The organism is Microbacterium sp. NRRL B-14842, assembly GCF_050470785.1.
The window spans coordinates 1424675-1439690 of record NZ_JBFLUM010000001.1; the positions used below are offsets into that span (position 1 = coordinate 1424675).

The 15016-nt window shown below is 69.1% G+C and carries 17 protein-coding genes; 5 read left to right on the top strand and 12 right to left on the bottom strand.

The annotated features are described in order from the left end of the window. Nucleotides 1-16: 16 nt before the first annotated feature. Nucleotides 17-427, bottom strand: a complete 411-nt coding sequence (locus tag AB1285_RS07125; RefSeq protein WP_292795149.1) for a VOC family protein — start codon at nt 425-427, stop codon at nt 17-19. 5 nt (nt 428-432) lie between these two features. Beyond that, complete coding sequence (locus AB1285_RS07130; RefSeq protein ID WP_259954888.1) at nt 433-831, bottom strand: helix-turn-helix transcriptional regulator; 399 nt, start codon at nt 829-831, stop codon at nt 433-435. Between the two features lie 179 nt (nt 832-1010). On the opposite strand from AB1285_RS07130, the gene AB1285_RS07135 reads away from it, so the two are divergent. Then, complete coding sequence (locus AB1285_RS07135) at nt 1011-1598, top strand: HdeD family acid-resistance protein (RefSeq protein ID WP_101845765.1); 588 nt, start codon at nt 1011-1013, stop codon at nt 1596-1598. A 63-nt stretch (nt 1599-1661) separates the two neighbouring features. On the opposite strand, the gene AB1285_RS07140 is transcribed toward AB1285_RS07135, so the two are convergent. After that, a complete protein-coding gene (locus AB1285_RS07140; RefSeq protein WP_292795151.1) occupies nt 1662-2426 on the bottom strand; it encodes an SDR family oxidoreductase in 765 nt (254 codons plus the stop codon). A gap of 122 nt (nt 2427-2548) precedes the next feature. Between AB1285_RS07140 and AB1285_RS07145 the strand changes: the two genes are divergently transcribed. From AB1285_RS07145 to AB1285_RS07160, 4 genes are all read left to right on the top strand, one after another. Beyond that, entirely contained in the window at nt 2549-3022 is a 474-nt protein-coding gene (locus tag AB1285_RS07145; protein WP_025103445.1) for an NfeD family protein, read from the top strand. Between the two features lie 8 nt (nt 3023-3030). Further along, a complete protein-coding gene (locus tag AB1285_RS07150; protein ID WP_025103444.1) occupies nt 3031-3960 on the top strand; it encodes an SPFH domain-containing protein in 930 nt (309 codons plus the stop codon). Continuing rightward, entirely contained in the window at nt 3957-4733 is a 777-nt protein-coding gene (locus AB1285_RS07155) for a glycerophosphodiester phosphodiesterase family protein (RefSeq protein ID WP_292795153.1), read from the top strand. The genes AB1285_RS07150 and AB1285_RS07155 overlap by 4 nt, the downstream gene beginning before the upstream one ends. 116 nt (nt 4734-4849) lie before the next feature. Next, complete coding sequence (locus AB1285_RS07160; protein WP_025103442.1) at nt 4850-5233, top strand: RNA polymerase-binding protein RbpA; 384 nt, start codon at nt 4850-4852, stop codon at nt 5231-5233. Here the strand turns inward: AB1285_RS07160 and lnt are convergent. The 9 genes from lnt to AB1285_RS07205 are packed head-to-tail and all read right to left on the bottom strand — an operon-like array spanning nt 5230 to nt 14947. Continuing rightward, nucleotides 5230-6753, bottom strand: coding sequence for an apolipoprotein N-acyltransferase (gene lnt, locus AB1285_RS07165; protein ID WP_292795155.1), 1524 nt, complete (start codon nt 6751-6753; stop codon nt 5230-5232). The two genes, AB1285_RS07160 and lnt, sit on opposite strands and share 4 nt — an antisense overlap. Before the next feature lie 11 nt (nt 6754-6764). Then, nucleotides 6765-9239 (bottom strand): DEAD/DEAH box helicase, encoded by a 2475-nt coding sequence (locus AB1285_RS07170; RefSeq protein WP_292795157.1) that lies wholly within the window; start codon nt 9237-9239, stop codon nt 6765-6767. Continuing rightward, on the bottom strand, nt 9236-9994 hold the full coding sequence (gene tatC / locus AB1285_RS07175; protein WP_259951710.1) for a twin-arginine translocase subunit TatC: 759 nt from the start codon (nt 9992-9994) through the stop codon (nt 9236-9238). The genes AB1285_RS07170 and tatC overlap by 4 nt, the downstream gene beginning before the upstream one ends. Before the next feature lie 56 nt (nt 9995-10050). Continuing rightward, complete coding sequence (gene tatA / locus AB1285_RS07180; RefSeq protein WP_101845779.1) at nt 10051-10287, bottom strand: Sec-independent protein translocase subunit TatA; 237 nt, start codon at nt 10285-10287, stop codon at nt 10051-10053. A gap of 45 nt (nt 10288-10332) precedes the next feature. Further along, nucleotides 10333-11316 carry a helix-turn-helix transcriptional regulator gene (locus AB1285_RS07185; RefSeq protein WP_292795159.1) on the bottom strand — a complete coding sequence of 328 codons (984 nt, stop codon included), beginning with the start codon at nt 11314-11316 and terminating at the stop codon, nt 10333-10335. Further along, nucleotides 11313-12305 (bottom strand): helix-turn-helix transcriptional regulator, encoded by a 993-nt coding sequence (locus AB1285_RS07190; RefSeq protein WP_292795161.1) that lies wholly within the window; start codon nt 12303-12305, stop codon nt 11313-11315. Before AB1285_RS07190 ends, AB1285_RS07185 begins: the two co-directional genes overlap by 4 nt. Beyond that, a complete protein-coding gene (locus AB1285_RS07195; RefSeq protein ID WP_259951531.1) occupies nt 12305-13237 on the bottom strand; it encodes a hypothetical protein in 933 nt (310 codons plus the stop codon). The genes AB1285_RS07190 and AB1285_RS07195 overlap by 1 nt, the downstream gene beginning before the upstream one ends. 10 nt (nt 13238-13247) lie before the next feature. Beyond that, entirely contained in the window at nt 13248-14267 is a 1020-nt protein-coding gene (locus AB1285_RS07200; protein WP_259951532.1) for a tRNA (adenine-N1)-methyltransferase, read from the bottom strand. Then, nucleotides 14264-14947 (bottom strand): HAD family hydrolase, encoded by a 684-nt coding sequence (locus AB1285_RS07205; protein ID WP_292795163.1) that lies wholly within the window; start codon nt 14945-14947, stop codon nt 14264-14266. Before AB1285_RS07205 ends, AB1285_RS07200 begins: the two co-directional genes overlap by 4 nt. Nucleotides 14948-15016: the final 69 nt, after the last annotated feature.

Below are 15016 nucleotides of genomic sequence, written 5' to 3' on the forward strand. Positions count from 1 at the left end.
CGTGGTGGTGGGGCCGTCAGGCGGCCTGGTTGATGCGGAGCAGGTTGCCCGCGGGGTCGCGGAACGCGCAGTCGCGCACACCGTAGGGCTGATCCATGGGTTCCTGGACCACGTCCGCCCCCTCCGCGACCAGACGGTCGAACAGGGCGTCCAGGTCGTCGCTCGCGAGTGTCAGAGCGCCATAGCTGCCCTTCGCGATGAGCTCCAGGATCGTCTGCCGTTCGGCGTCGGTGATGCCGGGGTCGGTGGCCGGCGGGTGGAGCACGATCGAGGTCTCCGGCTGGCCTGCGGGGCCGACCGTGAGCCAGCGGAGACCGTTATAGCCGACGTCGTTGCGCACCTCGAAGCCGAGGGCGTCGCGGTAGAAGCCGAGCGCCGCTTCGGCGTCGGTGTGCGGGAGGAAGGCGTAGTGGATGCTGATGTTCATGATGCTCACGTTAGGTGCGCCTCGGGGCGCGGCGCTTCTCGATTCCTGATCGGTCGGGTGACCTGCTTCGCCTGGAACGAGGGGATGCCCTCGACGTTCGCGGCGCGTTCACGGTACACGCTGGGTGGGACACCGACCAGCTCCGAGAACCGGGTGCTGAACGTTCCCAGCGAGGAGCAGCCCACGGCGAAGCACACCTCGGTGACGCTGAGGTCGCCGCGACGCAGCAGCGCCATGGCGCGTTCGATGCGGCGGGTCATGAGATAGGAGTACGGGGATTCGCCGTAGGTCTCGCGGAACCGCCGACTGAGGTGGCCGGCGGACATGTGCACGCCCCGCGCCAGGGCCTCGACGTCCAGGGGCTTCGCGTACTCCCGATCGATGCGGTCGCGAACCTTCCGCATCACGACCAGCTCCCGCAGTCGAGCGTCATCCACCGGTGTCACGTGATGATCCTGCCATGACGCCGGAAGACGGGGAATGACCATCCGCGACGCGCGGAGCCGCTCCTCCCCCGCTGTCGGACTTCCGGCGCTACCCTGGGGGCATCCTCACAGGATTCTCTCAGAAGGGGTTCCCCGTCATGTCTGAAGCAGTCGCAGAAACGAAGTCTTTCTTCAAGTCCATCCGCGTCGCTCTCGCGGTCTCCGGCGTGCTCGCGCTGCTCGCGGGTATCGCGTTGCTCGTCTGGCCGGTGAAGTCCGCCGTCATCGTGACGGCGATCTTCGCGTCGTACTTGATCGTCGCGGGAGTCGTCTACATCGGCCTCGGCATCTTCTCCCGCGCCAAGGGCGGCTGGTCTCGCGTCGGCCACATCGTCCTCGGCCTGCTCTACATCGTCGCCGGCGTCATCGCGTTCTTCAACCTGAACGTCGCCGCCGCCACCCTCGCGCTGGTCGTCGTGATCTTCATCGGCGTGAGCTGGATCGTCGACGGCGTCGTGGCGCTCTCGCTGCTCGGCAGCGATGGGTCGCGAGTGTGGACCGTGATCTACGCCATCCTCAGCATCATCGCCGGAATCATCGTCCTCTTCTCGCCGGTCATCGCCGGATTCGCGCTGTGGCTGCTCCTGGGCATCTCGCTCGTCGTGCTCGGTATCGTGCAGATCATCCGCGCGATCACGCTGGGCAAGGATGAGAAGGCGTTCACCACGGGCGCTGCCGCCGTTTGACCTCGGATACGCACGACGCCCCGGACCTGTCGAGCAGGTCCGGGGCGTCGTGGCGTCGGACGACTATTCCGCGGCGAAGGCGCTCACGTCGCCGATGAGGCGGGTGTTGTCCGCGGGGACGGGGTCGATGACCGCCTTGGCGACCTCGGCGGCGAACTCGGACACGTTGTAGAGACGGCCGGCGGATTCGCGGCGCTCGGCGATCGCCCCGGGGTTCGCGCGCTCGAGCAGCGTCGCGGTGATCGTGCCCTCGATCATGTCGCCGGAGACGACGGTGAAGCCGATCCCCTTCTCGGCGAGGCCGGGGATCAGTTCCCGCAGCGCGTCCTCGCCGGCCCGCTTGGACAGCGCGACGGGCTCGTACTCCGGCATCGTCGGCGTCGTGCGGATGAAGTGCGCCTGGTGGCTGGTGACGAACACGACGCGTGCGCCGTCCGACAGCAACGGGGTCGCGGCGTTGAGGACGTTGAGCTGCGCGTCCCGGTTGAGCGTCAGGGCGTAGTCCTCGGCCATCCCCGACTCCATGCCACCCGAGGCGTTGAGGACGAGGACGTCGAGACGCCCGTACTCGGCGCGGACGGCGTCGAACATCTCGGCGATCGACGCCGGGTCGGTGAGGTCCGCGCCGACGACGAGCGCCCGGCGGCCCAGCTCGCGCAGCTGCGCTGCGAGCTTCTCCGCGCGCGGCGCCTTGTTCCGGTAGTTGATGACGACGTCGGCGCCGGCCTCGGCGAGGTACCGCACGGTGTCGGCGCCGATCCCCCGCGATGAGCCGGTGACGAGGGCCACCTTGCCGTCGAGGGATCCTGCGGGAAGAACGTCGGTCACGGGTGACTCCTCATGGTGCGTGGAACGCCGTGAGCGCACGGCCCTCACAGATTACCAAGGGGGCGCGGTGGCGGCCGGTCGGGCGTCGCCACGCGTGGTACGTTGACGGCAAAGGAGGCCGCATGGACAACTTCTCGACGTTCGTCACGTTCATCGACCACTGGGCATGGATCGGGTGGCTCGTCCTCATCGCCGTCTTCCTCGTCATCGAGATGCTCTCCCTCGACTTCACCTTCCTGATGCTGAGCTTCGGCAGCGTGATCGGTCTCGTCACCGACTTCGTCGGGCTCCCGGTCTGGATCCAGATCCTCATCGCCGCCTTGGCATCCGCCCTCTTCATCCTCTTCCTGCGGCCGCCCCTCTTGCGCCGACTGCACCGCGGTGCCGACCCCACCCGCTCGAACGTCGAGGCCCTCGTCGACCTCCGCGGCATCGCGCTCAGCGAGATCACGCAGATCTCCGGCCAGGCGAAGCTCGCGAACGGCGACACCTGGACCGCCCGAACCACCACCCCGATGGCGATCCCCGCGGGGGCGCCTGTCGCCGTCAGCGCGATCAACGGCGCGACCGCCATCGTCCGACCCCTCAACGACTAGGAGCACGCGTGGACGACGCATCGATCATCCCGACCGTGATCATCTGGATCCTGGTGATCGCGGTCATCATCTTCGTGATCGTCACGATCGCGCGGGCGATCCGCATCATCCCGCAGGCGACCGCCGGCGTGGTGGAACGGCTCGGCCGGTATCACAAGACCCTCTCCCCCGGCCTCAACATCCTCGTGCCCTTCATCGACCGTCTGCGGCCGCTGATCGACATGCGCGAGCAGGTGGTCTCCTTCCCGCCGCAGCCCGTGATCACCGAGGACAACCTCGTCGTCTCCATCGACACGGTCGTCTACTTCCAGGTGACCGACGCCCGTGCCGCCACCTACGAGATCGCGAACTACCTCGGCGCCGTGGAGCAGCTCACCACCACGACGCTCCGCAACGTCGTCGGCGGTCTGAACCTCGAAGAGGCGCTCACGAGCCGCGACAACATCAACGGCCAGCTCCGCGTGGTCCTCGACGAGGCGACCGGCAAGTGGGGCATCCGCGTGGGCCGTGTCGAGCTCAAGGCGATCGACCCGCCCGTCTCGATCCAGGACTCGATGGAGAAGCAGATGCGCGCGGAGCGGGACCGCCGTGCCGCGATCCTGACCGCCGAGGGGACGAAGCAGTCCGCGATCCTCGAGGCGGAGGGCCTTCGTCAGGCGGAGATCCTCCGGGCCGAGGGCGACAAGCAGGCAGCGGTCCTTCGTGCCCAGGGCGAGGCGGAGGCGATCCAGAGCGTCTTCACCGCGATCCACCAGGGCGCTCCGGACGACAAGCTCCTCGCCTACCAGTACCTGCAGATGCTCCCGAAGATCAGCGAGAGCCCGTCCAGCAAGCTGTGGATCATCCCGAGCGAGCTGACCGAGGCGCTCAAGGGCATCGGCACCGCCTTCACCCCGAAGACCGGGCCGGGCTCGACCACTCCCCCCGCTGGCGCGTGACCCACCCGTACTTCGTCAAGGCCGAGCAGCCCCGGATCCTGGCCCATCGCGGTCTCGTGACCGTCGAGGGGCGGGAGTCCGGGGTCTGGGAGAACACGGCGGCCGCCTTCGCCGCTGCTCATGCCGCCGGGGCCGAGTACATCGAGACGGACTGCCAGGTCACCGCAGACGGCGACGTCGTGCTCTTCCACGATCACGACCTCCGGCGTCTGGTGGACGATCCGCGCGCTGTCCACGAGGTCCGGACAAGGGAGCTGAGCGCGCTCTTCGCGGAGCACGGCGGTCTGCTCACCGTGGCCGAGGCGCTCTCCGCGTTTCCGGAGACACGCTTCAACATCGACGTGAAGACGCCGGCCGCTGCGGCTCCCCTGGGGCCCGTCCTGGCCGCGCACACGCACCGTGTCCTGGTCACCAGCTTCTCGGACGCCAACCGGCGCGCGACGGTGGAGGCCGTGCGACAGACCGGCACCGGGCTCCGGCCCGCCACCTCGGGCGGGAGCTGGACGATCGCCGCGCTCCGGACGCTGTCCGCGATGCGCCTCTCCCCCGGCCGGCTGCTGCGGGAGATCGATGCCGTGCAGATCCCGGAGCGCCACGGGGCGCTCACAGTGCTGACGCCGGCCCTCCTCCGCGCCGCCCACCGCGTCGGCACCGAGGTCCACGTGTGGACGGTGAACGAGGCGGAGGACATGCGCCGCCTCGTCGACGCCGGTGTGGACGGCGTCGTGACCGACCGCGCCGACCTCGCCGTCGCCACGCTGCGGACGGTCTGAGCGCCCTTTATCCTCCGGCGCTGGGATTCCGCTGTGAATACCGGGCAGAACGCCCCCACGTGGATGAAGCGCACAGGCTCGAACGTTATACCTGACAGCGACGAGAGGACCACACAATGGCAGATCGCAGCCTGCGCGGCATCCGACTCGGCGCCCAGAGCCTACAGAGCGAAGAGGGCGTCGTTTTCATGGAGCGCCGTGAGACCACCTACACCTGTGACACCTGCGGACACGACACCACGCTCATGTTCGCAGCCGATGCCGAACCGCCTCAGACCTGGGAGTGCCGTTCCTGCGGAGCGGAAGCCCGCCTGAAGGTCGACGGCGAGGCCGTCACCCTCGAGGTCACCGACGAGAAGGCCGCCCGCACCCACTGGGACATGCTCATGGAGCGTCGTACCCGTGCGGAGCTGGAGGAGCTTCTCGAAGAGCGCCTCGCCTACATCCGAGCCCGGCGCGGTGCCGGCGAGGACCCCACCCGAGAGAAGATCGGCGCCTAGCGCCGACGGGCGCGCCACCACCCGAGACCGAGCGCACCCAGACCGCCCCAGAGCAGCACCTGCTGCAGCCAGGGGCCCAGGACGATTCCCGCCGTGAGGCCGGAGCGGAGTTCGACATCTTCGAGCATCGCTCCGGCCTCATCCGCGTCCAGGCTGGTGACCGTGCGACCGTCCGGGAGGATGACCTGGCTCGTGCCGACCGTGGAGATGTTGACGACGCTCCGGCCCGTCTCGATGGCGCGCATCCGAGCGAAGGCGAGCTGCTGCAGGTTCTCGTCCGTGCCGCGGAAGTCGGCGTTGTTCGTCTGGAAGACCAGTACTTCGGCGCCGCCGTACAGGCCCTCGGTGATGACGTCGTCGTAGATCACGTCGAAGCAGATCGCGAGACCGACGCGGACGTCGTCGACCTCGACGATCGGCGGGTTGGTCCCCGGGGTGTACTCGCGCTGGATCAGCCCGATGAGGTCGGGGACGAGGGCGTTGAAGAAGGCCCGATCCGGCACATACTCGCCGAAGGGCACGGGGTGGCGCTTGTCGTGCTTCTGAGGCGCCGTGGCGTCCGGCAGCCACAGCATCGACGTGTTGTAGTAGAGGTTGCCCCGACCGGTGGCGGCATTGGCGAGCAGCGGCGCATCGATGCGGTTCGCCACGAGGGTCATCCGCCGCGCGATCGCGGAGTTCGCGAACGGATCCGTGTCCAGCCCGCCCTCCGGCCAGACGAGAAGATCGACGTCCTCGCCGTAGAGGGGCTCGGTCGCCTCCGTCTGCGCCTGGACGACGGCGAAGGGTTCGCGCTGGTCGAAGTAGCCGGTCGGCCCGTTCCCCTGCACCGCGGCGATGCGCATCGATCCGGACGGCGTGGTCGGGAAGAGCGGGGTGAAGAAGAGGATCAGGACCAGTGCGACCGGCGCGAGGAGGGTGACCGGCCGCCGCCACAGCCCCGTGCGGACGATCTCGATCACCATGGCGACGAGGAAGACCATGAGGAAGCTCAGTCCGCTGACGCCCACCCAGGAAGAGAGCGCCGCGAGCGGGCTCTCCGCCTGGCTCATCCCGAGACGAGCCCAGGGGAAGCCGCCGTATGGCCACCAGCCGAGGAACAGCTCCCTCCCTACCCACAGCGCCGCAACGACCGCCGGGAGGGTCAGCAGGCGACCCGCGGTGCCCGGCCAGGCCCGGGGCAGCCACCGGTAGGCAAGGGTCAGCGGGATCAGCGCCACGGCCGTGAGCGCGCCCTCGACCACGCTCAGGGCAGCCCAGGGCAGCGGCCCCAGATATCGAGACGTCCAGGACACGAGCAGGGCGAAGAACACGATGCCGTAGACCAGTCCCACGAGCAGTGCGCCACCGGCCCGTCGACCGATCAGCGCGAGCAGCAGCAGCCCCGTGGCGGGGAAAGCCAGGATCCAGATCGCCGCTTCGGGAAACGCGAGGTCCATGAGCAGCGCAGCCAGGGCGGCGACGGGTACGGCGGCCCACAGGGGCAGGAGGGCGCGTCGGCGAACGGGAGCTTCGATCATGCGGGCGGATCTCACATCGAGGAGTAGGCGACGATGCCACGGCGCACACCGTCGAGGGCTGCCCGGGCGGTGCGTGCGAGTGCGGCGTCCTCCGCGACGATGGACAGCTGATCGAGGAGGTCGATGGTCTGCTTCGCCCATCGCACGAAATCACCGGCCGCCATGTCCGCGTCGATGAGCACGCGATCGAGCATGCCGCCCCGCGCCCACGCGTGCATCGCTCCCGCGAGTCCCGCGGCCAGCGGCTCGCTTCCCGGCAGCTGGTGGTCCTGCTCCAGGTCGTCGAGCTCGGCCCACAACGCGGTCGTCTTCTCGTATGCCGCTCGGAAGGCACCCCGCGGGAGGCCCCGCTCCCCCGCGTTGGCTTCGTCCCGACGCGGCTCGTACACGAGGGAGCACGCCATCGCCGCGAGTGACGGGGCGTCCAGTCCCTTCCAGAGCCCCTGACGCAGCGACTCGGCCACGAGTAGATCGCGCTCACCGTAGATCCGCCGCATCGTGCGGCCGGCGTCGGTCAGGTGCATCCCGTCCTCGTCGCGACGCACATAGTCCAGCGTCTCCAGCACCTCGACGACACGGTCGAAGACGCGAGCCACCGTTCCCGTCCTGGTCTCGATCTGACGCCGCGTACGGTCTGTCTGTCGCTTGAGCTTCCAGTAGCGCTCGGCCCAGCGAGCGTGCTTCTCGCGGTCGGGGCACCGATGGCACGGGTGGCGCTGCATCCGCGTGCGGAGCGTCTGGATGCGCTTCATCCGCTTGTCCCGGGCGGCACGGGGAGCCTGGGTGTCCTGTCGATTCTTCTTCTCGAGATCGCTCAGCTCGCGGCGGATGGCGGCGTACTCCGGGAAGTCGCCGTGCTCGCACGCCATCGCCGACTGGTAGCCGGCCAGCGACTCCTCGGCCTCCCGCACCTGTCGGGCCAGGCCGACCACGGCGCGGTCGGCCTGGAACTGGGCGAACGACGACTCCAGGATCTGCCGCGCCCTGGCCTGCCCGAACAGATCGATCAGGTTGACGGCCATGTTGTACGTCGGCCGGAAGCTGGAGTTGAGCGGGTAGGTCCGCCGCGATGCGAGGGCGGCGACGGCCTGCGGGTCCATGCCCTCGGTCCACTGCACGACCGCGTGCCCCTCGACATCGATGCCGCGGCGCCCGGCGCGGCCCGTGAGCTGCGTGTATTCGCCGGATGTGATCGCGACGCGCGCCTCTCCGTTGAACTTCTCCATCTTCTCCAGCACGACCGTGCGCGCCGGCATGTTGATGCCGAGGGCCAGCGTCTCGGTCGCGAAGACGACTTTGAGCAGTTTGCGCCGGAACAGCTCTTCGACGACCTCCTTGAAGGCAGGGAGGAGGCCGGCATGGTGGGCGGCCACGCCCCGTTCGAGGTTGTCCAGCCACTCCCAGTAGCCGAGCACCCCGAGATCCTCGTCCTGCAACGTGCGGGTGCGTTCCTCGACGAGGGCCCGGATCTCCGCGCGCTCCTCCGACGAGGTCAGGCGCAGGCCGGAGCGCCGCACCTGCTGCACCGCGGCATCGCAGCCCACGCGGCTGAAGATGAAGAAGATGGCGGGAAGGAGATTCGACCGTTCCAGCAGCTCGACCACGTCAGGGCGGTCCATGCGCTCGATCCGGTGCGCGTTCGCGGCGCGCACGGGGCGGCGGCCGCCCCGTGGCGGTCGGGCGGCCTGGCGCCCGGCGTGGCGATTGCTGCGATACGACTGCGCCTGGCGGTTGCTCTCGTAGGTGGAACCCGTGAACGAACGGATGCGCATGAGCTCCTGGTTCACCTGGGCCGTGGCGATGCCCGCCCGGTCGTCGAAGAGCGGCAGCAGGTCGTCGCGTACGAGCACGTGCTGCTCCAGCGGCACCGGACGGATCTCGGAGACGATGACCTCGGTGTCTCCGCGCACGGTGTCGAGCCAGTCGCCGAACTCCTCGGCGTTCGACACGGTCGCGCTCAGCGAGACCAGCCGCACGCGGGGCGGGAGGTGGATGATGACCTCTTCCCACACGGCACCACGGAAGCGGTCGGCCAGATAGTGGACCTCGTCCATCACGACGTAGCGCAGGTCGCGCAGCGCCGCGGAGTCGGCATAGATCATGTTCCGCAGCACCTCGGTCGTCATGACCACGATGCGGGCGTTGCCGTTGATGTTCGTGTCGCCCGTCAGCAGACCGACGTCGTCCGCGCCGTAGACGTCGACGAGCTCACGGAACTTCTGATTCGAGAGCGCCTTCATCGGCGTGGTGTAGAAGGCTTTGTCCGTCGCGGTCTGCATCGCCAGGTGGATGGCGAACTCCCCCACGATCGTCTTCCCGGCACCCGTGGGGGCTGCCACGAGAACGCTGCGTCCGTTCTCCAGCGCGTGGCATCCGGCGAGCTGGAACGGGTCGAGCTGGAAGCGCTGGCGCGAGGCGAATACTGCGGTCTCCGGGTGCGCCGCGCTCTCCTGCGCCTGCGCGTATCGCTCGGACGGCGAACTCATGGGGCGTCCGGGATGAGTCCGGCGGCGGTGTCCTGCTTGCGCTTGCGCCGGTCGAAGAGGAGGGAGAGCCCTGCCGCTGCGAAGAAGAGGACGATGAGGATGCCGGCCAGCATCAGCATGCTCACGACGTCCGCCGCGGGCGTGGCCAGTGCGGCGAAGATCGTCGCGATGAGGATGGCCACCCGCCACCCCTTCAGGATCGCTCGGCCCGACATCACCCCTGCGAGGTTGAGCGCGACGAGGAAGACGGGGAGGACGAACGAGATGCCGATGACGATCATCAGCTTGAACACGAAGTCGTAGTACTCCTGTGCGGAGTAGAAGTTGGTGCCGCCCTCCGGGGTGAAGCTCCACATGAGCTCGATGACGTGCGGCATGATCTGCACCCCGAGATAGCACCCCGCGAAGAACAGGGGCACCGCGGCGACGACGAAGCCGACCGTGTAGCGGATCTCCTTGCGGGTGAGACCGGGCATGATGAAAGCCCAGATCTGCCACAGCCAGACGGGTGCGGAGAGGAACAGGCCGATCGTGAGGGCGATGCGCATGCGCATGTCGAACGCGGACGTCACTGTCCCGAAGTTCAAGGCGCTGAAGTCATCACCGCGCTGTTCCGAGATGATGCGGATCGGACCGGTGATGAAGTGGATCACCGGATCCGCGATGAGGAACGCCACCACCATGCCGACGACGAGAGCGATCGCCGCGTACATGAGGCGCTTCCGCAGTTCGACGAGATGGGCTCCCAGCGACATCCGCCGATCTCGCTCCGCCGTCGGCGTCACGGCCGGTTCGATGGCTGCCACGGCCGTCAGGCGCGAGGCGGGGTCTCAGGGTCGGTGCCCGAGTCCTTCACCGTCGTGGGCTCCGCGGGTGCCGACTCGGCACGACTCGCGTCCTCTTCCTTCATGGCCTTCATCTCACCCTTGAAGACGCGGGCCGACTGGCCCATGCTCTTCGCGAGAGCCGGCAGCTTGGCAGCGCCGAAGAGAAGGAGGATAACGGCCAGCACGATGAGCAGGTGCCAGCCTTGCATTCCAGCGAACATATCGACAATCCCGTCGTAGGGGGGCTTTCCGCCCCAGTCTACAGATCAATCCTCGGCATCAGGCCGGTGGTAGAGCGCGAGTCCGGCGGCGGCCCACTCCCGTGTGGCAGCCCGTGCGATGCCCGGATCCGTGACCTCCATCGCGCCGCCGAAACGGGCCGCGAGCCGCTTGATGCTGCGAGGGTCCGCGAGGTGGAGGTGCGTCGTCACCATCCCATCACCCGTGCGGAGCGTCTCGGCGGGCACGAAACCGCTGAGCAGCGGAGCAAGGCGCTCCGGGACACGGACGGTGACCTCCCGCTCCTCCTCCAGCCCGGCGAACGCCTCGGGCACCCGCTCGCCGCCGTGGGCGCTCGGGATGTCGGTGAGAGTGGGGGCGCTGACGCGGTCGAGGTGGAACGTCCGCATCGCCTCGCGCATGTGGCACCAGCCCTGCAGATACCACTGCCCGTTCGTGATGAGGATCTGCACCGGGTCCACGGTCCTCGTCGTCGGAGCCGCATCGGGGGCCTGGTAGGTGAACGAGACGGCCACGCCCTTCTGCAGGCCGCGGGCGACGACCTCACGCACCTCGTCCACCGCGGTCGGGGCGACGACGACATCAGCCGGCGCATCGGCGGCTCCCCGCGAGAGCTTCGAGATGAGGCCGGCGACGAGACCGGAGTCGGATACGGCCGGCACGGCGGCGACCATCTGCAGGCCGGCGAGCAGGGCCGCGGCCTCACGCGCCGTGAAGCGCGGGACGCGACGCAGGGCCACGTCGTTCGTGATCTCGATGACGTCCTCGAGATCGAGGAGATCCCAGTTGATGTCGAACATCTCCTGCGGCTGCTGCCAGTAGCCCGCCTCGCCGGGAAGGCCGATCACGGTGAGCTTCTCGACCATCGCCCGCATCTCCCGCGGGGTCACGCCGAACTCCTCGGCGGCCTCGGCGAGGGAGACCTGCCCGTGCTCCAGCAGGTACGGGACGAGCGTGAGATAGAGGCGTACACGCTCCGCCGCGAGGAGGGGCTTGGGCGCGGCGCTCATGCGGGCACCTCCGCGTCTGTGTGGGCCTCGACCACGGCGCGCAGACGACTGATCACCGCGTCCCGGAGCGGTGCGGGCTCCACCACGCGGACCTCGGGTCCATAAGAGGCGAGCTCATCGGCCAGGATGTGCAGATCGACGAAGGGCACGTGGATGCCCTGGGCGGCAGGCGTCGCCCGTCGGCCCAGGCGCAGTGCGGCTTCGGTTCCGGGTGTGACCTCCAGCAACGCCGAGTTCTCCGCGGCGACGCGCTCGAGACCGCTCAGCGCCCGCTCCCCCGCGCCCTCGCGTAGCGCGGGGTCGAACGTCGTGGCACTGACCACGACCTCGCCGACGATGCGGCTCAGCAGGAACGTCCGGTCCTCTTCGATGTCGACGTCGACGCCGTACACGTGCCAGCGCGCCTCGTAGTCCACCAGTGCGAGCGGGCGGATACGACGCCGACGAGGGGCGTCCTCTCCCGGCTTCAGATAGTCGAAGGTGACCACTCTGCGGCGTTCGATCGCGTCCTGGAGCGGGCCGAAGGCGGCATCGCGTGCGGTGATGCGCGGCGCGAAGCCGATGATCGGCTCGTCGCCGTCGATGCCGAGGGCGCGGATCTTCCGCACTCCGGACTGCGCGTCTCCCGAGACGGACTCCGCGCTCCAGACACTTCCCGCGAGGCGCAGGACAGCCAGCTCCGCCGGGGAGAACTCGATGTCTCCTGGCAGGTCGTATTCCGCCTGCGGGATGCGGTACCTGGCCTCGCGGAGGTCGTTCGGGTCCGCGGCGTCGCCGATCGTCTCGATCGGGACGCCGAGCGCGCGGAGCTCGTCCTTGTCCCGTTCGAACATCTTCTCCAGGGCATCCGAGCGCGTCCCGGCATCGGCGCGCTGGCGATAGCCGGAGACGTTGTCGAGGATCTGCTGCTTGGTGAGCCCGATCTCCGTCGCCATCAGCGCCACGACGAGGTTCGTCAGGCGCTCTTCGGCAGGGATCCGGGCAGCCATCAGGGTGCGGAGACCGGGGACACGCCGAGGATGTCGACCACGACGGCCATCGCGGAGGAGGTCTCGGTCTTGGGGAGCACGACGAGGACCTGGGAGCCGACGGGCTGCCCGACGAGCGCGTCAGCCACCGGCGCCGCGATCTGTCGGATGCCGTCGGTGGCGGACTGTCCCCAGGTGCTCTGCAGGACGGACTTGTCGTCCCAGCTCACCGCGGTGAAGTGGACGAGCGGCGTCTGGTCCGCGGTCAGCTTCTCGCCGTCTCCACGGATCAGCGTCTGGACGACCTGCTCGTCCGGGGCTGCGCTGTCGGGGATGATGATGCCTGGGGTGCCGTCGTCGGCGCGCACGACGGTCGGCATCCCCTTCGCGTCGTTGAACTGCAGGGTGCCCTCTGCCTTCGGGAGGAAGGCGTCGACGACGTCGATGACGAACACCGCGATGTCGTCCTGGCCCATGCCGAAGCCGCTGAGGTTCGCCTCGCCGAAGTCTTCCGGGGTCAGACCCGCCACGATGCGGGTGCCGCCGGTCGCGCACTCCATGGCGTCGGCGAGCCCGGGAGACTGCGTGGCCCAGGAGCCGATCGTCGACGCGCGGGTGCTCTCCTCGTCGTACGTCGTCTGGAAGATCTGCTCGCCGGTCGCACCGTTGTAGATGGAGATCTGGGCGATGAGCGGCTGGGCGTCGTCGACGAGCGCACGACCGTCCCCCGTCACGACGTCGGCGTAGGACGTCTCCGTCAGGCGGACGGGCGCGAAGATCTCGACCTCCGGCTCGGACCCGACATCGCCGGTGACGGTGACGGCACTGTCGATGCCGTTGGCGTGCCCGTCGCGATCGCACGAGGCGTCAGCGGACGATGCGGTCACGCTGCACCCCGTCAGGGCGAGGGCGGCGAGGCTGAGAGAGGCCAGAACGGCGGACGTTTTACGCACGCGCTCCAGTCTATTCCGTCGTGTGCTCGGATTCGCGCGATGCCGCGGCCAACCGCGCGCCTTCGGCCGCCTTCCCGGCCTCCCTGGCACGTTTGCGGAGGTTCTTGTCCGTGATCTCGCGATCACCCACCGCGCCCGGCGTCCACAGTTCGACGTCCTCGTCGCCGTAGCTGCTCTTCGAGGCGCGACGCTTCACCGACGGAGCCACGGCGCCGGGAGCGAGCCGGCGAGCCGTGAGCAGGAAGCCGGTGTGCGCGACCATGCGGTGGTCCGGCCGGACGGCGAGCCCCTCCACGTGCCAGCCGCGCACCATCGTCTCGGATGCCTCCGGGTCGGTGAAGAGGCCGGTGCCCCGGATGAACTCGGCAACGCGGGAGAGCTGTGTGGCAGTGGCGATGTAGCAGAGCACGACACCGCCGGGGGTCAGCGCGTCCGCGACCGCCTCGATGCACTCCCACGGCGCGAGCATGTCGAGGACGACCCGGTCGACGGTGCCGGGCTCGACTTCCTCGGGCAGCGCGGCGACGAGGTCTCCGACGACGACCCGCCAGGAGTCGGGGCGCTCCCCGAAGAAGGTCTCGACGTTCGCCTGGGCGACCTCGGCGAAATCCTCGCGGCGTTCGAAGGAGAGCAGGCGTCCGGCAGAGCCGACGGCTCGCAGCAGCGACAGCGACAGGGCGCCCGAACCGACTCCGGCCTCGACCACGGTGGCGCCGGGGAAGATGTCGGCCTGCATGACGATCTGCGCCGCGTCCTTCGGGTAGACGATCGCGGCACCGCGGGGCATCGACATCGCGAAGTCCCGCAGCAGCGGCCGCAGCGCCAGGTACTCGTGCCCGGAGCTGTTCGCAACGACCGAGCCATCGGGGAGCCCGATGAGGTCTCGGTGCCGGAGGACCCCGTGGTGCGTGTGCAGCTCGCCGTCTTCGCGGAGCGTCACGGTGTGCAGGCGACCCTTCGGGCCGGTGAGCTGCACGCGGTCGCCCTCACGGAAGGGGCCGCTGGGGCGCGGGGCGGACGTGGTCGTCATCGGGTGGCCTCCGTGAACGCGGCGCGGGAGCCGAAGAGCTCCACGAGGTCGGCGGCACCACGGCCGTCGAGGGTCGGCCACAGCTCATGGGCACCGAGGCCGTCGAGCGGGACGATGTGGGGCACGCCGAGCGTCAGAGCGCCGGAGGCGAGGCCCGCGCGGAGACCGGTCGGGGAATCCTCGATGACCACGACCTCGGCGATGTCCACGTCGAGGAGCGCGGCGGCCTGGAGGTACGGCTCCGGGTGCGGCTTGGGGTTGTCGACGTCGTCTCCGGCGACGACGATGTCGAAGGCCTCGAACTCGATCAGCCCGACCACGTCGAGAGCCATCCGACGCAGCGACATCGTCACCAGCCCGGTCGGGATGCCGGCGGTACGGAGGTCACGGAGAAGCTCCTGGGCGCCAGGCCGGAAGGGCACGCCCTGGGCCCGCAGCGACTCCTGCACGGCACTCGTCAGGTGGGAGACGATCGCCTCCGGAGCCATGTCGACCCCCGCGCCCTGGAGGATGATCGCGCTGTCGATGAGGCCGCTGCCCACGAGCTGCAGGGCGTCCTCATGGGACCACCTGCCGCCGAACGACTCCACCAGCGCGGTCTCGGCCGCCATCCAATACGGCTCGGTGTCGACCAGTGTTCCATCCATGTCCCAGAGGACCGCGCGGGGCTTGTTGCTCACTGAACCCATGCTAGCCGGGCCCGCCCACATCCCCTCGACGCGGGCTAGCCTGGGGGGATCGAATCCTCG